At 70.7% G+C, this 24,862-nt stretch carries 19 protein-coding genes and 1 pseudogene; 10 read left to right on the top strand and 10 right to left on the bottom strand.

Annotated elements, in window-relative coordinates; translation table 11 throughout:
- Positions 1 to 156 precede the first annotated feature (156 nt).
- Both ACZ7LV_RS04115 and ACZ7LV_RS04120 read left to right on the top strand, forming a co-directional pair.
- Positions 157 to 612, top strand: a complete 456-nt coding sequence (locus ACZ7LV_RS04115; protein ID WP_471935452.1) for a hypothetical protein — start codon at positions 157 to 159, stop codon at positions 610 to 612.
- Between the two features lie 52 nt (positions 613 to 664).
- A pseudogene (locus ACZ7LV_RS04120) lies at positions 665 to 1,510 on the top strand (IS5 family transposase).
- A 95-nt stretch (positions 1,511 to 1,605) separates the two neighbouring features.
- Here ACZ7LV_RS04120 and ACZ7LV_RS04125 read toward each other — a convergent pair.
- The 4 genes from ACZ7LV_RS04125 to ACZ7LV_RS04140 all read right to left on the bottom strand — a co-directional run bounded on the left by ACZ7LV_RS04125 (position 1,606) and on the right by ACZ7LV_RS04140 (position 6,938).
- Complete coding sequence (locus ACZ7LV_RS04125) at positions 1,606 to 2,910, bottom strand: glycoside hydrolase family 125 protein (protein WP_471935454.1); 1,305 nt, start codon at positions 2,908 to 2,910, stop codon at positions 1,606 to 1,608.
- A gap of 229 nt (positions 2,911 to 3,139) precedes the next feature.
- Positions 3,140 to 4,243: a LacI family DNA-binding transcriptional regulator gene (locus tag ACZ7LV_RS04130; protein ID WP_471935456.1), complete on the bottom strand. Its 1,104-nt coding sequence runs from the start codon at positions 4,241 to 4,243 to the stop codon at positions 3,140 to 3,142.
- 44 nt (positions 4,244 to 4,287) lie between these two features.
- Positions 4,288 to 5,223, bottom strand: coding sequence for an ROK family protein (locus ACZ7LV_RS04135; protein ID WP_471935458.1), 936 nt, complete (start codon positions 5,221 to 5,223; stop codon positions 4,288 to 4,290).
- Positions 5,220 to 6,938 (bottom strand): class I mannose-6-phosphate isomerase, encoded by a 1,719-nt coding sequence (locus tag ACZ7LV_RS04140; protein ID WP_471935460.1) that lies wholly within the window; start codon positions 6,936 to 6,938, stop codon positions 5,220 to 5,222. Before ACZ7LV_RS04140 ends, ACZ7LV_RS04135 begins: the two co-directional genes overlap by 4 nt.
- Before the next feature lie 291 nt (positions 6,939 to 7,229).
- On the opposite strand from ACZ7LV_RS04140, the gene ACZ7LV_RS04145 reads away from it, so the two are divergent.
- The 6 genes from ACZ7LV_RS04145 to ACZ7LV_RS04170 all read left to right on the top strand — a co-directional run bounded on the left by ACZ7LV_RS04145 (position 7,230) and on the right by ACZ7LV_RS04170 (position 15,707).
- Positions 7,230 to 8,543, top strand: a complete 1,314-nt coding sequence (locus ACZ7LV_RS04145; protein WP_471935462.1) for an ABC transporter substrate-binding protein — start codon at positions 7,230 to 7,232, stop codon at positions 8,541 to 8,543.
- Complete coding sequence (locus ACZ7LV_RS04150; protein ID WP_471935464.1) at positions 8,540 to 9,499, top strand: carbohydrate ABC transporter permease; 960 nt, start codon at positions 8,540 to 8,542, stop codon at positions 9,497 to 9,499. The genes ACZ7LV_RS04145 and ACZ7LV_RS04150 overlap by 4 nt, the downstream gene beginning before the upstream one ends.
- Positions 9,500 to 9,501: 2 nt before the next feature.
- Entirely contained in the window at positions 9,502 to 10,317 is an 816-nt protein-coding gene (locus ACZ7LV_RS04155; protein WP_471935466.1) for a carbohydrate ABC transporter permease, read from the top strand.
- 50 nt (positions 10,318 to 10,367) lie between these two features.
- Complete coding sequence (locus tag ACZ7LV_RS04160; protein WP_471935469.1) at positions 10,368 to 11,591, top strand: glycoside hydrolase family 76 protein; 1,224 nt, start codon at positions 10,368 to 10,370, stop codon at positions 11,589 to 11,591.
- A 50-nt stretch (positions 11,592 to 11,641) separates the two neighbouring features.
- On the top strand, positions 11,642 to 14,776 hold the full coding sequence (locus tag ACZ7LV_RS04165; RefSeq protein WP_471935471.1) for a glycoside hydrolase family 38 N-terminal domain-containing protein: 3,135 nt from the start codon (positions 11,642 to 11,644) through the stop codon (positions 14,774 to 14,776).
- A gap of 190 nt (positions 14,777 to 14,966) precedes the next feature.
- The gene (locus ACZ7LV_RS04170) at positions 14,967 to 15,707 is read left to right on the top strand and encodes an alpha/beta hydrolase (RefSeq protein WP_471935473.1); all 741 of its coding nucleotides are present in this window, start codon (positions 14,967 to 14,969) and stop codon (positions 15,705 to 15,707) included.
- Between the two features lie 356 nt (positions 15,708 to 16,063).
- On the opposite strand, the gene ACZ7LV_RS04175 is transcribed toward ACZ7LV_RS04170, so the two are convergent.
- The 3 genes from ACZ7LV_RS04175 to ACZ7LV_RS04185 form a co-directional block, all read right to left on the bottom strand.
- Positions 16,064 to 17,047 carry a TIGR03619 family F420-dependent LLM class oxidoreductase gene (locus ACZ7LV_RS04175; protein ID WP_471935475.1) on the bottom strand — a complete coding sequence of 328 codons (984 nt, stop codon included), beginning with the start codon at positions 17,045 to 17,047 and terminating at the stop codon, positions 16,064 to 16,066.
- Between the two features lie 135 nt (positions 17,048 to 17,182).
- The gene (locus ACZ7LV_RS04180) at positions 17,183 to 17,821 is read right to left on the bottom strand and encodes an NADPH-dependent F420 reductase (protein ID WP_471935477.1); all 639 of its coding nucleotides are present in this window, start codon (positions 17,819 to 17,821) and stop codon (positions 17,183 to 17,185) included.
- Between the two features lie 150 nt (positions 17,822 to 17,971).
- A complete protein-coding gene (locus tag ACZ7LV_RS04185) occupies positions 17,972 to 18,724 on the bottom strand; it encodes an SDR family NAD(P)-dependent oxidoreductase (RefSeq protein ID WP_471935479.1) in 753 nt (250 codons plus the stop codon).
- A gap of 274 nt (positions 18,725 to 18,998) precedes the next feature.
- On the opposite strand from ACZ7LV_RS04185, the gene ACZ7LV_RS04190 reads away from it, so the two are divergent.
- Positions 18,999 to 19,592, top strand: coding sequence for a TetR/AcrR family transcriptional regulator (locus ACZ7LV_RS04190; protein WP_471935481.1), 594 nt, complete (start codon positions 18,999 to 19,001; stop codon positions 19,590 to 19,592).
- Positions 19,593 to 20,233: 641 nt separating this feature from the next.
- On the opposite strand, the gene ACZ7LV_RS04195 is transcribed toward ACZ7LV_RS04190, so the two are convergent.
- Positions 20,234 to 21,199: an NAD(P)-dependent alcohol dehydrogenase gene (locus tag ACZ7LV_RS04195; RefSeq protein ID WP_471935483.1), complete on the bottom strand. Its 966-nt coding sequence runs from the start codon at positions 21,197 to 21,199 to the stop codon at positions 20,234 to 20,236.
- Between the two features lie 100 nt (positions 21,200 to 21,299).
- Here ACZ7LV_RS04195 and ACZ7LV_RS04200 point away from each other — a divergent pair, with 100 nt between their 5' ends.
- Complete coding sequence (locus ACZ7LV_RS04200; protein ID WP_471936109.1) at positions 21,300 to 21,980, top strand: TetR/AcrR family transcriptional regulator; 681 nt, start codon at positions 21,300 to 21,302, stop codon at positions 21,978 to 21,980.
- 62 nt (positions 21,981 to 22,042) lie between these two features.
- Here the strand turns inward: ACZ7LV_RS04200 and ACZ7LV_RS04205 are convergent, their stop codons facing one another.
- Positions 22,043 to 22,879, bottom strand: coding sequence for a helix-turn-helix transcriptional regulator (locus ACZ7LV_RS04205; protein WP_471935485.1), 837 nt, complete (start codon positions 22,877 to 22,879; stop codon positions 22,043 to 22,045).
- Positions 22,880 to 23,351: 472 nt separating this feature from the next.
- Positions 23,352 to 24,380 (bottom strand): alcohol dehydrogenase catalytic domain-containing protein, encoded by a 1,029-nt coding sequence (locus ACZ7LV_RS04210; RefSeq protein WP_471935487.1) that lies wholly within the window; start codon positions 24,378 to 24,380, stop codon positions 23,352 to 23,354.
- Positions 24,381 to 24,862: the final 482 nt, after the last annotated feature.

The following is a 24,862-nucleotide window of genomic DNA, read 5'->3' on the forward strand; positions in this document are numbered from 1 at the left end:
CACCGTGCCCCTCCACCGATACGCTACTCGGCGGGCTAGTCACACATATGGTGCAATCTGACGGGGTCTGTTCCTGTGCCGGGGAACAGGAGTTCAGCCGTTTTGTGGTCACTCGGCGAGGACCGGGAGAGGTCGCTGGTGCGAAGGATTGATGGAGTGAAACGGCGCTTTTTATCCGTCGTTGCGGTCTTTGGGCTCATGGCGAGCGCTCTGCTCACTGGGGCCGGCACCGCATCAGCGACTGAGCCGGAAGACGCGCCGCCGGGCTATGCCGGCCCGTTCACGGCCGCTTGCAAAGGCCGTTTGGTTCTGCGGTTGCCCCTATGGGTCGGGGACGCGGAAACCGAGGTCTACTACGACAGCGCGGGCTCCGGCACCTTCTGTGCCCGGACCGTGGATCGTATGCCCGGCTCACACAGCATGCATGTCCGCCTTCAGCGTCACGGCTGGTCGACCTACTGGTACGACACTGGCACTTACTCGGACTATGCGGGCGTCATCTACGTCTCCGGCGCCAACAGCACCTGTGCCGTCGTCACCGGTTGGATCGAGGTCGGCGACACCAACTACTCGCATGATCCATATCGCCTTTGCATGCCCGGAGTCAGTTAGAGCGTGTCTCTCTGATGGGTTGGTCAGTTGATCGGATGTGTCAGTCCGATTAATGATCACGGATGCGATGTGGGACCGGATCGAGCCGTTGATGCCGGCCGATCCGGTCCGCGGGCGGCGATGGGCCGATCACCGCCGCACTCTTGAGGCCATCGCGTGGAAGTACCGCACCAGCTCGCCCTGGCGGGACCTTCCCGATGAGCTCGGCCCGTTCCAGACCGCTCACAAGCGGCTGATCAGATGGGCCGTCGACGGCACCTGGGAGATGATCCTGGCCGCCGTATTGGCGGCGGCGGACGCCGACGACGGCATCGACTGGACGGTGTCGGTGGACTCCACGGTTGTCCGGGCTCACCAGCACGCTGCCGGAGCGCTCAAAATGGGGCGGCCCACTCCGGCGAGCCCGCCGATCACGCGCTCGGACGCTCCCGCGGCGGGCTGAGCACCAAGGTCCACCTGGCCGCAGACGGCAGCGCACGGCCTCTCGCCTTCACCGTCACCGCAGGCCAGGCGGGTGATGCACCCGCCTTCGAGACGGTGATGTCCCACATCCGCGTGCCCCGCAGCGGCTCGGGCAGGCCGCGGACCCGGCCCTTGGCCGTTCTCGCCGACCGCGCGTATTCTTCGCGCGCCATCCGCAGCCACCTGCGGCGCCGGGGGATCCGCGCGGTTATCCCGCAGCCGTCCGACCCAAGTCGGCCACCGCATGCGGCGAGGCCGACTCGGTGGCCGTCCGCCCGGCTTCGACAGCGAGGCGTACAAGCAGCGGAACGCAGTCGAGCGGTGCATCAACCGCCTCAAGCAGTGGCGAGGCCTGGCCACACGAACCGACAAGCTCACGATCGCCTACCAGGCCGCACTCCACCTCGCGGCCATCCTCATCTGGACCCGACAGTGACCAAAGAGACGGAGCCTAGGCCGCCGCCTCCGGGTACGCGCTCGGCCGCTGCCCGATGGCGACATCGCGCCGGTGAGGCCGGGTCGCAGTACCGCTCACCGCGTCGACGCCCACAGCGGACGGGTGCCGAGTCCCACGATGTCCAGGGCCAGTTCGGCGTACATGGCGTTGGCCCAGGAGAACCAGGGGCGGGTGAAGCGGTGGGGGTCGTCCTTGTGGAAGGACTCGTGCATGGCGCCGGTGTCAGCGTCGGTGGAGATCAGTGTGCGCAGGGCGCTGATCCGTTCCGTCTCGTCGGTGCTGGTGAGTCCCCGCACCGCGACGGCGATCGGCCAGATGTGTTCCGCCGGCGTGTGAGGGCTGCCGATGCCCTCGGCCGCCGTTCCGCGGTGGAAGGTCGGGTTCGCCGACGAGAGCGCGAACCGCCGGGTCGCGAGGTACAGCGGATCGGTGACGGGGACGTTCGCGACCAGGGGCAGCGACAGCAGCCCGGGCATGTTGGCATCGTCCATCAGCAGCGCGTTGCCGTAGCCGTCGACCTCGTAGGCGTAGATCGGGCCGAACTCGTCGTGGTGCACGGTGCCGTGCCGCACCACGGCCTCGCGCAGTTCCGCCGCCAGTCGGCCGGCGTCCTCCGTGAGGTCCGTGTCGTGGACGAGCCGTGCCAGTTCAGCGGCGCCGTCGAGGGCGGCGGCGGCACACAGGTTCGCGGGCACGTTGTACCCGTAGCGGCACGCGTCGTCGCTGGGCCTGAACCCGCTCCAGGTCATCCCCGTCCGGTCGACGGGTGTCCCTCGCCCCGCGTTCGGCAGCGTGTCGCTCGGGGGGCCGGAGCGGCGCAGGAAGCGGTAGGGGGAGAGGCGTGCGTGCTCCTGCTCCGTCCGCCACACGGAGATGACGGTGCGCACCGTGCGCAGCGCCTCGGCCAGGTGGTCGGTCCGTCCCGTCGCCGCCCAGAAGCGGTGGGCCAGCAGGAGGGGGAAGGCGAGCGAGTCGACTTCATACTTCTGCTCCCACACCCAGGGGTCGTCGCACAGGTCCTCGGGGTCGTGCGCCTGCCCGGAGGGCTCGGCGTTGAAGGCGTTGGCGTACGGATTGCGGGCGATCTGCCCGAACTGACGGCGCAGCACGGCGAGCACGAGGTCCTGCAGCGCCGGGGCGTCCCGCAGGAGTGCGAGGTAGGGCATCATCTGCGTCGAGGAATCGCGCAGCCACATGGCGGGGATGTCGCCCGTCACGACGAAGGCGGTGCCGTCGGGCATGGGCCGGATGGTGCGGGCCAAGGTGTCGTCCAGGCAGCGCACCAGTGTCTCCCCGAAGCGTGGGTCGCCGAGTCCGTCGAGGAGTCGCACCGCCTGCTGGACGGTCGGGTGGTCTTGGACACTGGCCGGATACTGCATGGTCAGCCCTTCGGTGGGTCGGTTGTCTGCCGGGCCCCCAGCCGCTCGGTCGGAGCCGGTGGGACCCGTGGTGACTGGTGACTGGTGACTGGTGACGGCCGGTCAGGATCGTCGAAGCGCCGGGACGCACTGGACGCCCCCGCTGCGGTCGGCTCAGGTTGACGCGACGGGGGAGCCGCGACCGCAAGGCGGCCCGGAGGAGGGATGACGGGCGAACGGCGGTGTCGGGTCAGGAAGTGCCCGGCGAGCCGCACACGCCGGCACCGCCGTCACGGCCGGTACCGCCGTCGTCGGCGTCCCGGCCGTCGTCGGCGGATACGCCGTCACCGGCGGGCACGCCGTGGCGGACGATGCGCGTGGGGACCGTGACGCGGCGGGAGGCCGGCGCTGTCGCGTCGTCGTGTGCGAGGCGGTCGATCAGCAGCCGTGCCGCCTGACGGCCGATCTCGTCGGCGTCGTACGAGACGAGCGTCAGGGGCAGCCCGAGGACGTCGGACAGGTCGAAGTCGTCGAAACCGGCGAGCGGGAGCGTCCTGCCCGCCTTGTACAGCGCCCGGATCGCGCCCTGGCTGATGCGGTTGTTGGTACAGAACAACGCGGTGGGGCCCTCGGCCTGCCCGAGGAGGTCGAGGGTCGCCCGTTCGGCCGTCGCGGCGTCGACGAGGCCCTGGCGGATGAGGGCGCTGTCCGGCTCGATGCCGATCTCCTCGTGCGCGGCCCAGAAACCACGCAGCCGCTCGGCACCGGTGTAGAGCGCCGGCGGGTTGCCGAGGAAGGCGATGCGGGTGTGTCCCTCGGCCAGGAGACACGCGGTGGCCTCACGGGCGCCGTGGAAGTCCTCCACCAGGACGCAGTCGGTGTCCAGTCCCGCGGGGGGCCGTGCGGCGAGGACGACCGGGACATGCCGCATGGCGTCGGCCAGGTGCTGTTGCCGACTGCCGGCCGGGACCACGATCAGCCCTTCGACCTGGTGATCGACGAGCCCGTTGACAAGTTCGGGTTCCTGCCCGGCCTGCTCCGCGGAGTTGCTCAGCAGCATGCGGAAGCCGTACTTCGTCGCGACTTCCTGCACGCCGAGCGCGAGGCGTGAGTAGAACGGGTTGGCGAGGTTGGTGACGACGAGGCCGATCATGCCGCTGCCGCCGAGACGGAGGCTGCGCGCCGTCTGGTTGCGGCGGTAGCCCAGTTGGTCGACGGCCGCGAAGACCCGCTCGCGGGTCGCTTCGGAGACCCCGGGGTCGTTCTTGAGCACCCGCGAGACGGTCATGGCACTGACCTGCGCGACCTTGCCGACGTCGTGCATGGTCGGCCCTCCGCCGCGGCGAGCGGTCATGCCCGTGCCCCTTCCTCTGCTTGCCTGCTCCGGCGCCTCGGTCCTCACGGGGCGGCCGGTGTGGTGCGGGCCCAATGAGCCGCCCCTATCAAGGGTGCCTCCGCGGGCTGCCGGGCCGGGAGAACGGGTACGTCGGTTCGACCGGCCACGGCCAGTCCCGCGGTGAGCGCAGGATGGACCAGGTGCCACGACTGGGCCATGGAACCACCGATGACGACCGCGGTGGCACCGAAGCGGTCGATCCACGGGGTCAGGGCCCGGCCGAGGGCGTCGAAAGCGTGGCGGAACGCCTCCACCGCGGCGGCGTCACCCTCGTCGGCCCGCGCCGCCACCTCATGGACGTCGAGGAGCCGTCGTCCCTCCACACCGCCCGCGAGCCGCGCGTAGTGGGCGCGGATGCCGCGGCGCGAGACCGTGTCCTCCAGCGGCCGGCCGCGCAGGGTCAGCCGGTGCACGTGCCCGCTGGGCGGTACCCGGTCGCCGGTGTGCACCGGCCGTCCGGCGGACAGGAACGAGGAGCCGATGCCGGTGCCCAGGGTCAGGCAGACGACCCGGTCGTGACCGGCGGCGGCCCCCGCACCGTACTCGCCAAGGGCGAAGGCGTCCGCGTCGTTCAGGAAGGACAGCCGTTGCGCCCGGCCGCCCAGCCGCCGGCGCAGGCCGGCCCCGACGTCGACACCGGACAGCGACTCGAACTTGCCCACACCGGTGAAGCGGCCGACACCGGTGGCGTAGTCGAAAGGCCCCGGCATCGCCACCCCCCACCGCGGATCGTGCCCGGCCGGCAGAGCGAGGGCGGCCGTGGCGATGTCGTCGAGGATGCTGTCGGCGGTCGCGTGCGAGCTCAGGGGCCTGCGGATCACCGTGGCGGGGACGGGACGGCCGCTCAGCGGGTCGACGACCGCCGCGGTCACATGGGTACCGCCGACGTCGAGGACGGGGACCGGTGCGCAGGCGCGCTGCCGGGAGGCGACGCTCACGGCTCGACCACCAGCGCCTTGACGATGCGCACTTCGCTCTCGCCCAGCGCGCGGACGCGGTACGGCCCGACCGCGGCCGGCACCGTGAGGGTCTCGGCGAAGGCCAGGGAATGGGTGCGTCCGTCGTGGGTCTCGACGACGGCACCCTCGCCCGCGGCGACGTTGAGGATGTGGAAGCGGCCCGCGGTGTCGTCGGGGGCGTCGGCGCCCCGGGCCACGACCAGGCGGTGGACCGCGTAGAACATCTCGGGCAGGGCGCCGACGACCTCCTCGCGCCAGCCCTCGCCGTCGCGCAGCGTGCGGGGCCGCTGGATCAGGTCCTTCGTCACGTCCTCCCCCCGCCGGGCCGTGTCCAGGTTGGCGAAGCCGTGATCATAGGGCAAGGGCCGGGAGGCGCCGGCGGCGTCCTTGCGCAGCCAGTCGTAGAACCGCAGGGAGTACAGGTACGGAGTCGCGCTCACCTCCAGCACCAGGTTGCCCGCACCGGAGGCGTGCGGGGTGCCCGCCGGGATCATGAACAGCTGTCCCACCGCCGCCGGATGCGACTGGACGTGGTCCTCCACGGGCATCGGGCGGGCGTGCGCGACGGCGTCCTCGACCTGGCGGCGCATGACGGCGGGATCGGCGCCCTCGGTGAGGCCCAGCAGGACCCGGGCACCGTCCTCGCAGGCCGTGACGTAGTACGTCTCGTGCTGGGTGTACGGCCAGCCGAACACCTCGCGCATGTACTGCTCCCGCGGGTGCAGATGCAGGGACAGGTTTCCGCCCCCCATCGTGTCGAGGTAGTCGAACCGGATGGGGAAGGAGGTGCCGAAGCGGCGGTGCACGTCGGCACCGAGCATGTCCTCGGGGTGTTCGACGCACAGCAGTTGGAACGGGATCTCGACCTGGGGCCCGCCCTTCTCGCCGACGAGGACTCCGGCTTCCGGGGCGATCAGTTCGTAGCCGAGGGCCGTGTTGCCGGCCTGCGGCGTGAAGCCCAGTTCGCTCGCCGCCCACTGGCCGCCCCACGGGGTGGAGTTGAAGTACGGCCGGGTCCGCACCGGCCCCCGGGCCAGATGCGCCAGGGTGGCGCGCAGCGTCGCGCCGTCCAGCGAGGCAGGGGCAGCCGGATCCTGTGTGTCGATCCACCGGTCGACGCGTCCCGCGATCGCGTCACGGTGCCGGTCCAGCACGGGCCAGTCGGTGTAGAAGAGCCGCACCAGGGTGCCCGGTTCGGTGGGGCGCCCCAGGTTGGTGCCGATGGGCAGCTCCCCCCGCGAGACGGCAGCCTCCGCGTAACGCTTGGGCAGGTCCGCGTACCACAGCACATCCGGCGCGCACAGCGACGAGCCCGGCCCGTACACCACCGACACCGCGCCGTTCGTGGGCCGTTCGGGCCGCGGGACCGAGTCGAACAGGTCCGAGACGGTCGCCTCGGACAGCGGGGTGAAGAAGGTGTCGTCGGCCGGGACCGGCCGCGCGGTCAGCCGCTGGCCGGCGGTCGTCGCGTAGTGGCCGCGGACGTCCACCAGCTCCACTGCGCGGCCCGTCGAGCGTACGGCCGCCGCCAGACCGTCGGCCAGCGCGCCCCAGTTCAGGGCGGCGGGGCCGTCGACGGCCAGCACGAGCGGCCCGTGCGGCAGAGCGGCGACCGGGGTCGGCCAGCCGGCGGTCACCTCGGCGCCGACCGGCTGGTAGCTCGGATGGGGGTCGTAAGAACGGGACGCGGGCACATCTGCTCCTTGCTGGCTCACGGCGGTAGTTAACGATAACAGTGCATGACTCAAGGCGTCCATGCTTGCTCCTTGCAGTGAGAGTGACTACGGCACGCGTTTGACCTTGCTGTTCGGCACGCCGTGTGGGTCGTGGGCAGATTCTTTGCCCCGGAACCCTTGCTAGCTCCGGAATGGTGTCGTTAACCTCCACGCAACACACACCGGGAGCCACCGGATTCAGCCCGGGTTGCGAGCGCCCCGTGATTCACATTCAGCCATGCAGGTGGCCCGATTCCGTGAAGGTGATCCATGTCAGCATCGGGCAGGGCCGGCAGCGCAGCCGCGTCGCTCGCTCGCCGTCGCTTCCTCGCCGGGGTCGCCGCCGGCGCGGCCACCCTGACGGCCGGAGGCTGCGCCCGCGGGGCGAGCACCTCCGCGCAGCCGGGGACCACGAGCATCTCCAACGACAACGCCACCTGGGACGACGGCTACCGCGCTGCCGGACGGGAACTGGAGAAGATCACCGGCTATGCGCTCAGGCCGCTGTCGAACCCGTCGGTGACCTCGTACCAGCAGGTCGTGCAGATGACCCTGCAGACCTCGAAGGCGTCCGACCTCGTCAAGTGGGCTTCCGGATACCAGCTCAAGCGCCTGGCACGTGCGGGCGGGCTGACCGACCTGGGCCGCGTCTGGCAGCGGTACGCGGCCAAGGGATGGGTGCGCGGCAGCGCGCGGGAAGCCGTCTCCTACCGCGGCACGGTCTTCGGTGTCCCGCTGTACGAGTCGTACTACGTCCTCTTCTACAGCAAACCCGTGTTCAAGAAGCTGGGCCTGTCGGTGCCCGGCAGTTGGGCCGAGCTTCTGCACTGCGCCGACGTCCTCAAACGCAACAAGGTCACGCCGTTCCTCGCGAGTCAGGTGGGCGGCTGGCCCGCCATCGAGTGGTTCCAGGAACTGCTCAGCAAGGTCGACCCGCACTTCTACCGGCGGTTGGTGGCGGGAGAGGCGTCCTACACCGACGACGCGGCCCTGCGGGCCATGGACATCTGGCACGACTTCATGCGCAAGGGCTGGATGACGGCGCCCGACTTCGACCAGGCCCGCGGCCCCGGCGCGCTGAAGGAGGGCACGGTGGGCATGTTCCTGCACGGCACCTGGCAGGCGTCGGGGATGGCGGCGGCCGGCATGCGGCCGGGCACCGACTACGGCGCCTTCGTCCTCCCCACGGTGCGGCCCGGCACCCCGAAGAGCGTGATCGCCGAATCGGGTGTCTTCGTGGTGCCCAGCCGTGCCTCCTCGCACGCCGCCGCGATGGCGAACGTCGGGGCCTGGCTCGACCCGTCCGTGCAGCGCGTGTGGAGCGACTTCCTGCAGGACAGCTCCGCCAACCCGCAGGTGCGGTCCAGCAATCCGGTGGTGGCCGGGCTCCAGCGCGACATCGCCCGCGAGCGCCGTCTGGCCCTGGTCCGCTACTGGGAGGCAAGTCCGCCCAGCCTCATCCAGGGCAACACCGACGACCTGGGCGGATTCATGGCCGGGCAGACCTCCCCGGCCGCCACGCTCCGCCGGATGCAGGAGCGTGCACACGACGAATGGGCGGCTTGGAGGCGCGACGAAGCATGAGTACTTCGATGACCGACCGGCGCCCGCCCGCCCTGGACGGCGCGGCGGACGCACCCCGGGGCGGAACCCGGCACCCCTCCCTGTCGCGGAGTTGGCGCACCGCGCGTGAGCGGATGCTGGCCGGCGGCTTCCTGGCCCCGGCCGTCCTGCTGGTCACCCTGTTCCTGCTGGCCCCCTTCGTGTGGACCGTCCACCGCAGCTTCTTCAGCGACTCGCGGACCACGCCGTTCAGTTGGTTCGACAACTACGCGCTGTTCGCGTCGGACCCGGCCCTGTTCCGCTCCATCCAGAACACCCTGATGTGGGTGGTGGGCACGGTCGTCCTCCCGTTCGTGCTCGGGCTCGCCATCGCGTGCCTGACGAACTCGGGCCGCCTCTCGCGCCTCGCGCGGCTGTGTGTCGTGCTGCCCTACGCGCTCTCGGGGTCCGCGGTGGCGGTGGTGTGGAACTTCATGCTCACCACCGACGGCGCCGTCAACCAGGTCCTTACCGCCCTGGGCCTGGACTCCCTGGCGCAGGGATGGCTGCTCACCTGGCCGGGCAACACCGTCGTGATGATCCTCGCCAACGCCTGGCAGGCGACCGGCGTGGCCGTCATCCTCTTCCTGGTCGGCCTGCAGTCCATTCCACCCGAGACGCTCGAAGCCGGCGCCCTGGACGGCGCGGGCAGTTGGCAGCAGTTCCGGCACATAGTCCTGCCCCAGCTCCGGCCGGTGTCGATCATCGTGATCGGGATGAGCCTGGTCAACGGCCTCAAGTCGTTCGACCTGATCTGGGTCCTCACCCAGGGCGGCCCCGGACGGGCCACCGAGACCCTCGCGGTGTCCCTGTACAACGAGACCTTCCTGGAGATGCGCCCCGGCGCGGGAGCGGCGATCGCGGTCGTCCTCACCGTGATCGTGCTGGCCGCCTCCTGGCTCTACCTGCGCCGACAGCTCGACGTGAAAGGCGTGTGACGATGTCCCCCGGCCGACTCCTGCGCAACGCCACCATCGCGGTCCTGGCCGTGCTGTGGCTGATCCCCACCTGGCTCCTCGTGGTCAACGCTATGGTGCCCGCCGAGCGTTACTCCGGCAGCCCGCACTGGCTGCCCCAGGACTTCGGGCTCCTCGACAACATGTCCCAGGCCTGGGACCGGGCCCAACTCGGACCGGCGCTCGGCAACAGCCTCCTGTACGCCGTCGTCAGCGCCGTCGCCGCGGCGGTGATCGCCGGCCTCGCCGCCTTCGCCACGATCGTCATGCCCGTCAGGCGGCAGGCCCTGTGGTTCTGGGTGATCTACTCCGGCACACTGCTGCCTCTCCAGGTGTTCCTCCGACCGCTGTTCCTGTCGTACGCGCACACCTCGCTGTACGACACCCAGGTCGGGCTCGTCCTGCTCTACACCGCGATCGCCGTTCCCTTCGCGTTCTTCGTGATGCGCAACTACGCCCTGACGCTGCCGCGGGAAGTGGTGGAGGCGGCGCGCGTGGACGGCGCGTCGTGGTGGCGCGTGTTCTGGCAGATCCACGTCCCGCTGACCCGGTCCGCCATGATCGCCGTGTTCGTCTTCCAGTTCGTGGCCGTCTGGAACGACCTCATGTTCGGCATCACCATGGTCACGAGCCGCAACATCCGGCCCGTCATGGCCGCGCTCGCCGATCTCCAGGGCAACTACTCGAATGTGGGCCCGCCCGTGGTGCTGGCCGGCGCACTCCTGGTGTCGTTGCCGACCGTGGTGCTCTTCTTCTCCGCCCAGCGCTTCTTCGTCAGCAGTCTGAAACTTCACCGCTGACACCGCACGCCCCTCTCCCTGTCTCCTCAAGGTCGCGAAGGAACACACCCATGCTCCGATCGCTGTTCACCCGTGCCGCCGTGCCCGCCGTCTGCGCCGGACTGCTCTGGGGCGCCCTCCCGGCACACGCCCAGACGCCCGGACACGCCCGCACTGTCTCCTCCGCGGACTGGGCCGACCGCGCCACCGCCGCGTACCGCGCCCTGCAGGACCACCTGTACGAGGGCTCCGACCAGCACGGCCTGTACCTGGAGCACACCCCCCGGCAGGCGTCCGACCGGGAGCATTCCTACCTGTGGCCCTTCCGGGAGGCCGCGCAGGCAGCCGTCGACATGCAGGACCTGCCGCGCACCGGGCCCTCCTACCGGAAGGACGCGGCCGAGCGGTTCGCCACGGCCGAGCTCTACTACGCCCCCGGCGAGCGGCCCGGCTACGCGTCGTACCTGCCCGCACCCCTGGGCACGGGCGGCGACATCTACTACGACGACAACGCCGTGGTCGCCCTCAGCCAGCTCGACCAGTACGAGGCCACCGGGAACCGCGTCCTGCTCAAGCGGGCCGAGCAGGTCGTACCCGTCGTCTCCAGGGCCTGGGACGACGACCCCGCCAAGGCATGTCCGGGCGGCATGGACTGGTACGACTCACCGAACAACAACATCCGGGCCACCAATGTCACCGCCCTGTCGGCCCAACTCGCCGCCCGCCTCTACGAGCACACCCGCAAGCGCACCTACCTCGCGAAGGCCGAGCGGTGGTACGGCTGGGTGTACTCGTGCATGCGTAAGGCGGCGGGCCTGTACGTCAACGACCGCGGCGACGACGGCAGCACCAACGAGACCCTGTGGACCTACAACTCCGGCGCCATGGTCGGCACCGCCACTGCCCTCTACCGCGGCACCGGTGACACCCGCTACCTGGACAAGGCCGTGGCGGACGCCCGCGGATCACTGGCGTACTGGACCGAGGGAGACCGACTCCACGAACAGCCGGCCATCTTCAACTCGTTCTACTTCAAGGATCTGTTGGACCTGGACGCCCTTCGCCCCGACCCCGCCTTCCTGACGGCCATGAGCGCCTACGCCGACAACACCTACCGCAGCAACCGGGACGCCGCCACCGGACTGTTCCGCTTCCAGCCCTCCAACGGCGGCGACTACGACCCCCAGGCGCCGGCCGCGACGCTCAACCAGTCCGCCATGGTCCAGATCTTCGCCACGCTCGCCGACGCCACCCACCACGGTCACCGCTCGCAGGAAGGCGACCGGACTTCCTGACCGGCCGGCCCGCGCCACCGCACCCCCGACGCAAAGGACACTCACGCACCATGCCCAAGCCACCGCTGACCCGGCCCTCCTGGTGGGACTCCGACATCGCGCGTGACCTTCTGCGCGAGCGCGTGGCCACCACCGTCGGCCTGGGGGACCTGCGGGTGCAGCTCTCGGGAGAACCCCTGCTGCGCCGCGACGCCACCGGCGGACTGCTCCAGTCCGTCCGGGTACGCGTGCACCCCCGCGACACCGCCGGCCCGCGACCACGCGTCACCCGAGCCCGCGTCACGTCCGCCGGCGGCACCCCCGTCCACTGCGAGGTCCTCCCCGGACCAGGAGGCGACACCCGCCTGCTGGTCCCGGAAGTGGACACCCCCACCCCGCTGCTCATCGAACTGCCGGAACTGGAGGAAGGCACCCGGCTCGCGTTCGAGGCACATCCCCAGCGCCACTGGACCCTGCACCTCGTACAGCACTCGCACCTCGACATCGGCTACACCGACCCACAGGGCCGCGTCATGGCCGAGAGCCGCGCCTACCTCGACTCGCTCCTGGAACTGTGCCGCGACACCGACGACTGGCCCGACCCCGCCCGGTTCCGCTGGGCGGTCGAAGGCTTCCACTCCTTCCAGGACTGGCGGGCCAACCGCCCCCATCGGCAGGTGGAGACCTTCCTCGACCGGGTGCGCGAGGGACGCGTCGAACTCACGGCCATGCCGTTCAACCTCCACACCGAGACCTGCTCCACCGACGAACTGCACGAACTCCTGCGCCCCGCCGTCGAGTTGCGCGAGCGGCACGGCATCGACATCACCACGGCCATGCAGACCGACGTGCCCGGACAGGTGGTGGGCCTGCCCGACGTCCTCACCGACAACGGCATCCGCTACCTGTCCGTGGCGCACAACTGGGCCGGACGCGCGGTGCCGCACCTCGTCGGCGGGGAGCACCTGCCGCGGCTGTTCCGCTGGGAGACACCGAGCGGCAACAGCGTCCTCGTCTGGCGCACGGACACCCCGCACGGCCTGGCCTACATGGAGGGCTCGATCCTCGGCTTCGACGAGTCCTACGACCACGTCGACGACCTGCTCCCCGCCTACCTCGGCGCCCTGGCCCGCTTCCCCTACCCCCACGAGGGACGCGGCATCCCCGGCTTCCCCGCCGTCGAACTCCCCGGCACCGCGGACCCCTACCCCTGGGACGTGCTCCACCTGCGCGTACTGGGCAAGTTCGCGGACAACGGCCCGCCCCGGCGGATCATCTCGGAGACGGTGCGCCGCTGGAACGACCAGTGGGCGTTCCCACAGCTTCGGGCCTCGCGCAACCAGGACTTCTTCGAGGACGCCGAGAAGCGCTACGGGGACCGTCTGGAGACCCACCGCGGGGACTGGGGCGACTGGTGGGTCGACGGCGTCGGTGCCGGCGCCGTACCGCTCTCGGCCACCCGCCGCGGGCAGGCCGCCCTCGCGGAGGCACAGACGGTGGCCGGCTACGCCCACCTGATGGACGTAGCCGGCAGCACGGCCGTGACCGCAGGCGCACCCGAGGTCTACCGGTCGGCCTCCCTGTTCAACGAGCACACCTGGGGCGCCGGCGACCCCTGGACGCACGGCGACCACGGCCACGGGTCCGGCGAGAAGCAGTGGCACTGGAAGTACTCCCAGGCGATGCGCGCCCACGACGACGCGGAGACGCTCCTGGACGCCGCGGGCGCCCTGCTCGGCGAAGCCTTCGCCGCGGGCGCCGGCGCGGACGCGTCCTTCTACGCGGTGAACACCTGCAGCTGGCCGCGCACCGAGACCGTACGGCTCTTCCTGCCCGAGAGCACGGTCGCGCTCGGCGAGGCGGTCCGCGTCCTCGACGCGCGCACCGGCACGTCCCTGCCCTTCGCGCAGGAGGCCCAGAGCAACGACCGCCACCGCGCGGCCGGCCGCTTCCTGCACGTGCCCGTCGCGGACGTACCCGCCTGCGGAGCGGTGCGCCTGGACGTCGTCACCGGCGCCGAACCGCCGGTGGAAACCGGCGCGGAGAGCCAGGAGCCCGCCGATGCCACCGTCCTGGAGAACGACCACCTGCGCGTCACCGTCGACCTCCGCGAGGCGTGCATCGCCTCCGTCATCGACAAGCGCACCGGCCGCGAGATGGTACGGCAGGACGCCGTCATCGGCTTCAACGGCTACGTCTACGACGAGTACGCGACGGCCGGCGCGTTCAACCACCAGTCGAGCAAGACCGTCGCCGACGACTCGATGCACCTGCTCGCCTCACGCACCACCGCTCCGCCCGCGGCGCTCGTCGAGCGCACCACGGACGCCACGGCACACACCCTGGTGTACGAATGCGCCCCGGCCGGCACCCGCAGGCTCCGCGTGACGGTGCGCCTGCCGCACGACGCGGCCCGCGTCGACATCGAGAACCGCGTCGACAAGAACGCGACCCTGACCAAGGAGAGCGCCTTCTTCGCCTTCCCCTTCGCCCTGGACGGCGCCACCGTCCGCACGGAGGCGACAGGCGGTGTCCTCGGCACCGATCGCGAGACCGTGCCGGGCTCCGCCGCGCACATGCGGGCCGTCCGGCGCTGGATAAGTCTGACCGACGGCACCCATCACGTCGCGCTGGCCACGGCCGACGCCCCGCTCGTCCAGATCGGCGGCATCGCGATCCCGTACGTCCCTTACCCGCAGTCCCTGCCGCAGGAGGAACCGGCCACCGTCTTCTCCTGGGTGCACAACAACATCTGGGACACGAACTTCCCCGCCCAGCAGGCCTTCGACCACGTCTTCCGCTACAGCGTGGGCTTCGCCCCGCCCTCCGCGGACGCTGACGAGTTCGCCCAGCGCGTCGCGGCCGTCACCAGTCACCCGTTGGTGCCGGTGCGCGCCCGCGCCGAAGGCCGGACCGCATCGCCGGCCCGGACTCACTTCCTGACCCTGGAGGATTCGCGAGTGCGGCTCGTCGGCCTCACCGTCCCCGGCGAAGGCACGCTCATGGTCCGCCTTCAGTCACTGGCCGACACCCATGTCACCTGCCGCCTACGCACCCCCTTCGCTGTCGAGCGCGCCGTCCGCACCACGTATCTGGGCCTGCCCTCGCACGAGATCGACCGCGACCCCGACGGCGCCATCCCTATCGAGGTACCGGCACTCGGAACGGCCGCGGTCGTCCTGCACCTGAGCCCTTCCACGAACTGAGGTCGGACACCTGACGCGAAAACCCGTTGGCGGACCAGGGCAGCCACTGCTACTTTGCCGAAGGCCGTGCGAGAACGAGGAGGTGGTACCCGTGAACACAGTATCGACATGGGTGCTCCCCTCCGGGGTCACGGTCGGGCGATAGATCGTCCGGGAGCGCCGTCCAGGAGCACTCCCGAAAGGCCCTACCATGCACTTCACTTCTGAACAGCGTCTCGACGACGGCGTCCTCGAGCGCGAGTTCAACCTCGGCGAAATCCCCGGCATCCTGTGGACGCCCGCGTCCGCGTCCGCAGCCGCACCGGTCCCGCTGATTCTGCTCGGCCCCCCGCCGCTCGGACTGCGCAGGGTGTATCCGCGGCTGGTGGCGCGGGCACGGCACGCCGCGGCCGATGGCTTCGCCACGGCAACCATCGAGCTCCCCGGCAGCGGCGACCGGCCCCGTGGGGCCGCCGCCGAGCGGGCCCACGCCGCCCTGCGCCGGGCCCTGGAGGCCGGCGAGCCGATCACCGACGAGATCATCGATGCCCTCATCCTCCCTTTGGTCGACAAGGCGGTCCCGGAATGGCAGGCCGCCCTGGACGCCCTCCTGTCGTTGCCCGAGGTCGACGGCCCGGTCGGCTACTCGGGGGGAGTGATCTCCATCGGCGTACGGCTGGCGGTGGTCGAGCCGCGCATCGTGGCCGCCGGCCTGTTCGCCGGGAGCTTCGTGCCTCGCGCCATGTTCGAGGAGGCCCGCAAGGTCACCATTCCGCTGCACGTCCTGCTGCAGTGGGACGACGAAGGCAACGACCGGCAGGCCGCCCTGGACCTGTTCGACGCCTTCGGCTCCAAGGAGAAGTCCCTGCACGCCAACATGGGCGGGCACACCGGCGTCCCGCAGCACGCGGGGGAGGCCGCGGCCCGGTTCTTCACCCGGCACCTGAAGTGAGGCCGGGCCGTCGGGCCTGATGGCCAGGATGTCCCTCGCAGAGGGCACGTCTTCGGCGATCCTCTGCGGCTGATGGCGCGGGACCCTGTCGACACGGCAAGGTCCCGCGCTGCCCGAAGTTGTGGAAAGTCATGGCCTGGTGGCGACCGGGCGGCCCGGGAAACCCCTGATCGACCCCGATCAGTTGCTTACCGTTGCCGCTTTGCTTGGCCGGGGGTCTGGAGCCCTTCCGCACGACACACGGGATGCGCACATCGATCACCGTGACGTTCGACCGCCCGCCAGTTCTTGAGGTCCTTTCACTGACGTTGCACTGGCGTGCTGCAAGCCAGGAACTGGCCATTCATTCGGGCCCATCACTTACCTGTATCGGATCTCCCCGGCTCGAGGACGCCGAGACGGTTGGCCGCCTCGATCACCTCACCGAGCAGCTCGAGCCATTGCTCCACGTCTGAGGCTTGCAGACCCACGTCGAGCCCGAGGCCCTGTCCACCGGCGAGGTATACCTGGGTCGCACCGGTCTCGCGGGCGGCCGCCAGGTCCTCGGCGATCTGCCGGGGGGACCCGCCGAGGAAGGGACGAGGGTCCCCGATCGGCTCACGGGTGATCGGCGTGGGCCAGGGCACCTGGTTGACGACCATGAGGTCCGCCGGGTCGCGGCCGGACTCCCGGGCCGCAGCATGGAACGCGGACACGATGCCGCGCAGCTCCTGCTCCGAAGAGGTGATGGGGATGAGGCCGTCCGCGATCCGGCCGGCGCGCTTGATGGCGGACGGCGAGTTCGCGGCGAGCAGGACCGGGATGTGGGCCTGGAGCGGCTTGGGGTTCACCTGCGACGGCACGATCCGGTAGAACTCGCCCTCGTGCCGGACCGGGTCTGGACCCCACGCTGCCCGCATCGCCGCGATGAAGTCCTCGGTGCGGGCGCCCTTCCGGCTGCTCGACACGTTCGCTGTCTCGAACTCGTACTGCTGCCATCCCTGTCCCAGACCGGCGATGACCCTGCCGCCGCTGAAATGGTCCAGGGTGGCGAGTCGGCGGGCGAGCATCACAGGTACGTGCAGTGGTGCCACCAGGATCGCCGTACCCAGTTTGATGCGGTCGGTCACGGCGGCGACGTGGCTCAGCGTCTCCAGCGGTTCGTACGTCGAGCCGTAGAACTCCGGCACCGTCTCAGGCTCACCACCGGTCCACAGCACGACCTTGTCGAGCGGACGGAGCAGGCGTTCAAACGTCCACAAGGTGCTGTAGCCCAACCGCTCGGCCTCCTTGGCGACTTTGACGATCGTCTCCGGCGAGGTGTGCGGCCCTGCGGTAGGCAGGGCGAGACCGAGTTCCATGGATCCTCCAGCAGGTGGAGTGCGAGCACGGGTTGTCGATCATGATTCTGGACCATGGGATCAATCGCCGACGTGGGCGTGGCGGGCGCCGGGGCAACATGCAGGTGCTTGGTCCGTGCGGTCCCATGGACGGGGTCAGAAGCGCACGAGGTTCAGCGTGGGCAGAGGCCCGCCGGGGAACTGCTGAAGCGCGCCGCCGGTGGCGAGTGCGCCGAGGTCGATCGCCGAGAACCCCGCGGATTCGAGGAGCCGGCCCACAGCCGCCCGGGCCTCGGACGAGTCACCGGAGACGAACTGGACGCGCCGGCCCCCCTCCGCATTCGGGTCCGCCGCGAGGAGGGCCGGCGCCCATGTGTTGAGCGTCTTCACGACCCGAGCGCCGGGGAGCATGTCCTGGACCACCTCGCTCGACGTTCGGCCGTGCAGGTCGGCCGGGATGAAGTCCGGCGCCTGCAACGGGTTGGTGGTGTCGACGACGATCCGGTTCTCCCACGGGTCGAGACCCGCGACCGCGGTGGGCACGGACCGCCACGGCACCGCGAGGACCACGATGTCCTGCCGTGCCGCCTGAGCGACCGTGCCCGCGGAGGACCTGGGACCGAAATGCAGGATGAGCGACGCCAGGGACTGCGGCCCCCGGCTGTTGCTGAACACGACCTCGTGTCCACCGCGAAGGAAGGCCGTGGCCGCCGCCTGCGCGATGCCGCCCGCGCCGATCATGCCGATACGCATCATGCTTCTCCGAATCCGACTGTGTACTGCGCACGCGTCCACTGCGTGCGGGTGTGCCGCCCAGGTCTGCTGCCGGCCGGCGCCGGGCGGGGCCGACTCGCACTGTCGGTCCGCCTGGCGACCGGCGTTCCGCCGGCCGCCGAGCGGCTGTGCGTCGACCCCGCCCGGCGCACGTCCGGGCGGGGCCGGTGCTCAGGCCAGGAAACCGCCGTCGACGGCGAGTGTGGTGCCGGTGATGAAGTTCGCCTCCGGGCCCGCAAGGAAGCAGATCGCTGCCGCGACCTCTTCGGCCGTGCCGTACCGTCCCAGCGCGTTCATCGACCGCTGGACGTCCGCGAAGGGTCCGGTGTCCGGGTTCATGTCGGTGCTGATCGAGCTGACCTGGACGGCGTTGACGGTGATGCCTCGCGGTCCGAGGTCACGGGACCACCCGCGGGTGTACGCCTCCACGGCGGCCTTCGTCGCCGCGTAGTCGCCCAGCCCGGGGAAGGGCGCGCGCAGGGCCGCCGTCGAACTCATCGAGACGATCCGGCCCCCCTCGCCCATCACCTGTGCCGCGGCGCGCGTGGTGGCGACCAGGCCTCGCACGTTGGTGGACAGCTGACGCTCGAAGGCCTCGACGTCGGTGTCCACGGCGTCGATCGGTCCGGTCACGAACACCCCGGCGTTGTTGACGAGGATGTCGAGCCGGCCCAGTGAGTCCACGACCATGTCGATCAACCGCGCGGCCTGCGCGGTATCGCCCTGATCGGAGGCGACGGCCTTGGCGCGCACGCCGTGCGACTCGATCCGCCGTACGACCTCCTGGGCCTTGTCGGCGGCCGACTGGTAACTGATGACGACGTCGGCACCCTCGCGAGCGAGCCGGTTCGCCGTGGCCGCTCCGATGCCGCGGGATCCGCCCGTCACCAGGGTGACCTTGCCCCTCAGGGGCTTCTCGGTCATGGGTACTCCCAAGTCTCAGGCCGCATTGCGGCCGATCACGAATGTACGGACATGGCGGCAGGCGATCCGGGACTCTCCACGGTCCCGCGCCGAGCCGCATGGCTTAAATTGAGCGTACGCTCAAAAATTAGGTCCGGCCGTGCCGGGTGGCTTTTTGAATGACCGCTCAAATATTTGCACCGCCCTCAGGGCCTGTCAAACCCGACACCCGGGCTGACCCGCCGCGGGCAGGCGCTATATTTGAACGAACGCTACGAAATGGGCGAGGTGGACCATGGCCAGGGGGCGCCCCCGTGACTTCGACGTCGACGATGTCCTGCAGTCGGCCCTGCACATCTTCTGGGAGAGGGGCTACGAAGGCGCGACCATGTCGGACCTCGGCGAGGCGACCGGACTGAAGCCCGGCAGCATCTACGGCGCCTTCGGGTCGAAGGCCGGACTGTTCACACAGGTCGTGGACCGGTACATCGACACCGTCTTCTCCTACGGCCCACAGTGCGTCGAAGCCGCCGACGTCCGGGATGTGGTGCGCTGCTGGCTCACCGGGGCGGCGGAGAAGTCCACGGGCGAGGCCACACCACCGGGCTGTCTGCTGGTGCAGGGGGCCCTCGCCACGGGTGATGCCTCCCGAGACGTCGCTGACGACCTGTGCAACCGCCGTAAGGCCGCCCATGTCATGCTCACCGAACGGTTCGCGCGGGCGCGGCGTGACGGAGAACTGCCGGTCACCGTCGAACCCGGTGTGGCGGCCCGCTATGTCGTCGCCCTCGCGGAGGGCATCGCCGTCGAGGCGGCCTCCGGCGCGACCCGCGAGACGCTCCTGGGCCTGGTCGACCTGACCATGCAGCGCCTGCCCTGGGAGAGCTGAGACCGTAAGGTTTCGCGGGCGTTCCGCCTCATGCCTCCCGAACTCGATCTGCCCTCCGCCCGTCCGACCACGGACGCTCAGTCAGTGTCCGGTCAAGGTCAGACGGCTCCGGCCGGCCGGCGCGAGGCCCGGCCTCGGCCCGACGCCCGCTCGACGGCGGTCGGCAGGGTCGTTCTCATCCGTCGGCCGCGGGTCCGGTTCGTCGGCGAGGCTTGCGTCACCACCCGGCGCCGTTTTCACCCGGACACCTCAGTTGTCGTTCACCGAAGCGGGACTGCGCCAGTGTGTCACTGCGGCGGATTTCGCGGCGGGGGAGACGGTCGTGGTCCTGGCGGAGCTGTACCGGCGCGGGGAAGGCGGGGAGTCCGGGCTGCCGGAAGGGCTACGCCACGGGCTTTTCGGGACTGGCGACCGACAACGGCGTAGACGTCGACTCCGAACCCGAAACTGAGCGCGCTGCCGCACCGCGTCCCGCGCAGCCGCATACGGCAGGCACCCGCGCGGCTCGGTGGACCCGACGAAACTGGAGCGGCGGACCCCGAGCCTGCTGGCCCCCCGCCCGGCAGAGCCGGCCAAGTTCTCGCGGGCTGCGGCCTCATCGCTGCCATCACCGAGTGGCTGTGTCGGCACCTTCAGACGTTCTACACCACCCTGACCACGTACTTGCCCTGGACGCCGCCCGTCTCCAGCGCCCGGTGTGCCGCTGGCGTCTCCTCCAAGGGGAAGACCGTGTCCACCGCGGGGCTCAGCTTGCCCTCGACCACATGGCGGGCGAGGTCGTCGAAGTCCGCCTGCGTGGGGTTTCCGCTGAAGAAGCGCACCCGTCCGTGTCCGTGGACAGTACTGGCCGCGAGGTAGCTGAGCGAGGCAGCAGGCCGTTTGAGGTCGAAAGCGATGGTGACCATGCGCCCGCCAGGATTCAGTAGGCGCCGGAAGGCCCGCAGGTCGGTCCCCGCGGTGTCCAGGACCACGTCGAAGCGGTCCAATTCCGTCGGCCGCACGGTCCGGTGGTCAACGGCCTTGTGTGCGCCGAGCCCGCGGACGAAGTCCAGGTTGGCTGCCCGGGCCAGGGCCGTGACCTCGGCGCCGTACGCCCGTCCGAGCTGGACTGCGGCGTTGCCGACGCCACCCGCCGCGCCCCGGACGAGGAGGCGCTCGCCGGGGCGCAGCCCGGCTTTGTCCCGCAGCGCGGTGATGGCCGTGGTGGCCACCGGAAGCGCGGCGGCGTCCACCAGGTCAAGGCCGTCGGGAACCCGGCCGACCCGCTCGGCGGGCACCGTGACGTACTCGGCAGCGCTGCCGAACCCGGAGGTGCGGCCCAAGACCCCCCACACGCGGTCACCGGCCGCGAACCGTGTGACTCCGGTACCCAGTGCGGCGACCTCGCCGGTGAAGTCCAAGCCGACGCGCTTGGGGAACTTCCGACCGCTCAGGAGGCGGAGACGGCCGGCACGGGCTGCCAGTTCGCCGCCGTTGACGCTGAACGCGCACACCCTCACAAGGACCTCGCCGGGGGCCGGCTCGGGGCGTGGCACGCGGCCCGTATAGAGCACATCGGGGCCGCCGTAGCGGTCGTAGAGCACTGCTTTCATCATGTGGTCGTTCATCGTCTGCCTTTGCCGCCGGGGGCCGTACAGGGATCTGGCAGCGACCGTAGGCTCTTAAGTGGACGCAATCGTCCACTTGGAGCCGAAGAGAGAGACAGTGATGGCGGATTCCTCTCGGATCGCAGCCCGGGACAGGGTGCGGTCGGACGCCAGGCGCAACCGGGAGCGCGTCCTTGTCGCCGCCCGCGCGGTCTTTGCGGAGCGCGGGATCGACGCCCCGATGGCGACCGTGGCCCGACGGGCCGGGGTCGGCGTAGCAACGCTGTACCGGCATTTCCCGACCCGGGACGCTCTGGTGCGGGGCGCGTTCGCGCAACAGATGGAGACCTGCGCGCGGGCGCTCACCGAAGCTCTGGCCGCCCCTGACCCGTGGCAGGGCTTCCAGCAACTCTTCGAGACGATCTGCGCTCTGCAACGGGAGGAACGCGGATTCCCGGCCGCGTTCGTCGCGGCCTTCCCGGAAAGCACGCCGGAACACGCGAAGTCCCGGCAGCGAGCAGAGCGGGATTTCACGACCCTCGTACGCAGGGCCCAGGCGTCGGGCGCACTGCGGCCCGATTTTCACCCTTCCGACCTCGCCGTGGTCCTGTTGGCACACTGCGGCCTGGTGACGGCCCTGCCGGATGACGATGCAGCGTCCCGGCGCCTGGTGGCCTATCTGCTCCAGTCGTTCCGCACCGACACGGCCGACAAGCCGCTGCCCCCGCCGACAGGGCTGACACTGCGCAGCCTCCCGATCGCCTCTGACAGTCCCCAGAAACTGCGATCCTCCAGAACCTGACATGAACCGGCTACCTGTCGCAGGGCAGGTCCAGTCCGACAACCCACTTTCGCGACGGCCGCTCAGCCGAACGCCTGGGTGCCCAAAGCCTGGAGGAAGGCGAACTTCTCGGCCGCGTCGGTTCCCGGTTGCGGGCGGAACATGATGAGCACGTGGCTGGTCGACGCACCGCGGACGACGTCGCACTGGACGACCATGCGCCCCACGGACGGGTGGACGATGGTCTTGCGCGCCGACCTCAGGACGGCCACTTCCCGTTCGTCCCACAGCTTCGCGAACTCGGTGCTGTGCTCCAGCAGGTCGTCCACGAGGCCGACCGCGGTCCGATCGTGCGCGTGTGCCTCCATGACCGCCCGCAGATCGGCGGCGTAGGCCCGGGAGATGGCTTCATGGTCCTCCGGGGCGTAGACGGAACGGCTGGAGGGGTCGGTGAACCACCGCCACACCACGTTCGACTCCCGTCCTTCCCGGCCCGTCCAGTCGCCGAGCAGAGACCTGCCGAGGTCGTTCTGGGCGATGACGTAACTCAGGTTGTCCGCGACGACGGCGGGTGTGGTGGGCAGGGCGTCCAGGAGGTACATGAGCCCCGGGTCGACGTAGCCCTTGCTCACGAACGGGGGTGGCGGCTGGTAGCCGGCGAGCCGGTAGAGGTAGTCCCGTTCGTCGACGGACAGGCGCAGTGCCCGGGCGAGACACGCGACGATCTGCTCCGACGGCCTGACTCCGCGCGCCTGCTCGAAGCGTTCGTAGTAGTCGGCCGAGACTCCCGCCAGCATGGCGACCTCCTCGCGCCGCAGGCCGGGCGTCCGGCGTCGGCCGCCGCCGGGCAGGCCCACCTCGGCCGGCTGCATCGCCTCGCGCCGTGATCGCAGGAACCTGCCGAGTTCTGTACGGTCCATGGTCTTTCTCCCTGCGATGAGTCAGGCGGTCGAGGCGAGGGCCGGGCGGTGTCGGGCCGGGCCGGAGGGATTCACGGTCGTGGCCTGCCCGGCTCGGTCCGACGGCTGCTTCCGTGGCCCGCCGCAGGCGCCGGACGGCGGCGGCACGGCGGCGTCCCACGGCGAGGAACCGGTTCCTCGACCGTGCGGCTGTGGGGATCTTCGCAACGGCCCTGACATCAGTCTGCGGCGGTACCGGCCGCCTCACCACGGTCCCAATCAATGACGAGTGTTACCGGTCGTAGCGAATGCTTGCGATCCGTGACGATGTCGACACCGGTGACGTACACGTGGCCGACCCGACGATGTGAGCGGCCTGCGTGCCGCACCGCAGCCGCTGTCGGTGCGGTGGCGGGGTCCGTACGCCCCCGGGGTGAGGCGGCTGCTTCCCGCCTCACCCCGGGTCCGGGGTCCTCCTCCCGGCGGCAGCGGATCAGGCGCCCGTGGTGAGGACCATGCGGAACCGGGCCTGCCCCGACGCCATCCTGGCCATGGCCTCTCCGGCCTGCTCAAGAGGCCGGGTCTCGATCCAGGGACGTACACCGCTCAGCGCGGCGAACCTCAGGGTGTCCCTGGTGTCGAGGGAGGTCCCGGAGGCGTGCCCGTAGACGCGCCGCCCGGCCAGGGCCAACTGCATGGAGCTCACGTCGATGTTGTCCACGGAGAGACCGACGACGGCCAGCTCACCCCGGCGGCCGAGCCCGTCGACCGTGGCCGCGACGGCGGGACCGTTGGGCACCGTCGCGAGGACGAGCTTCGCACCGCCGAGAGCCTGCAGCCGCGCCGCGACGTTCTCCGACGCGCTGTCGACGTAGTGACGGGCGCCCAGCTTGTGGGCGAACGCGGCCTTGTCCTCGCCGCGGGCGATCGCAACGGTGTCGAACCCCATGGCATTGGCGAACTGCACCCCGAGATGCCCCAGCCCGCCCAGCCCGAGGACGGCGACGGTGTCACCAGGACGCGCCGCGCTGCGGCGCAGGGCGTTGTACACGGTGACGCCCGCGCAGGCCAGCGGCGCGGCCTCCTCGTAGGTGAGGTCGTCCGGTACCGGTGCCAGCGCCTCCTCGGGTACGACGACCAGGTCCGCGAACCCGCCCGGATAGGCCAGGCCGGGCACCTGGGCCTGCGGGCAGTAGATCCCGTCGCCGTCCCGGCAGGCGTCACAGTGACCGCAACTGCCGCCGTACCAGCCGACGGCGACCCGGTCACCGACGGACCAGCCTTCCACGCCCTCACCGACGGCCTCGACGTGCCCGGCGATCTCGTGCCCCGTCGTCAGCGGGAACCGGGTCCCCGGCAGGTACCCGCCCGTCACCATCGCGTCGGAGTGGCAGACCCCGCAGGCGTGCACCCGGACCCGGACCTGCCCTCTGTCCGGCGCCGGCGCCGGCGTCTCGGCCTTGACCAGGCGAAAGGCCTCACCAGGTCCCGGAGTTTCCATACGACGATGCACGAACGGCATGTCTTGTTCCTCTCGTGTGCTGATTCCCGCCCGGATGCCGGCCGGGGATCACTCGTCCCCCGCGGGGAGCGCTTGTCGGACCGCGCGGCATCAGTCTGCGGCGGCTGCAGCAGGCCAACCACGGTCGCTTCGTCCGGGGCTACGCCGTACGCGCCGGTGGGCATGTGGGGCGGATCCGCCGTCACCGCGGGGGGCAGCCGCACGTCCCTGCGCCGCGGCGCACCCCTCGTCCGGACCGGCGGGGGGAGGGCTCGGTAGGTGGTGGCGCTGTGCACGTCCCGGCCGCGATGGGTATCGCTACCGCACCCGGCACCAGCACGCTCGTGCCCCTCTCAGTGGCGGAGCGTCCGAGCGCGCCGTCGACGGGACCGTGGCGTGGGCGAACCCGCCGGAGACGGCGGTACTTCGCGTGAGGTCGCCGAACGGGCTGCGCGCCGCCGCACGGCGCGCGAGGCGACGGCGACGCCTCCTCGGCGGCGGGG

The sequence above is a fragment of the Streptomyces sp. NPDC107562 genome, assembly GCF_055657325.1.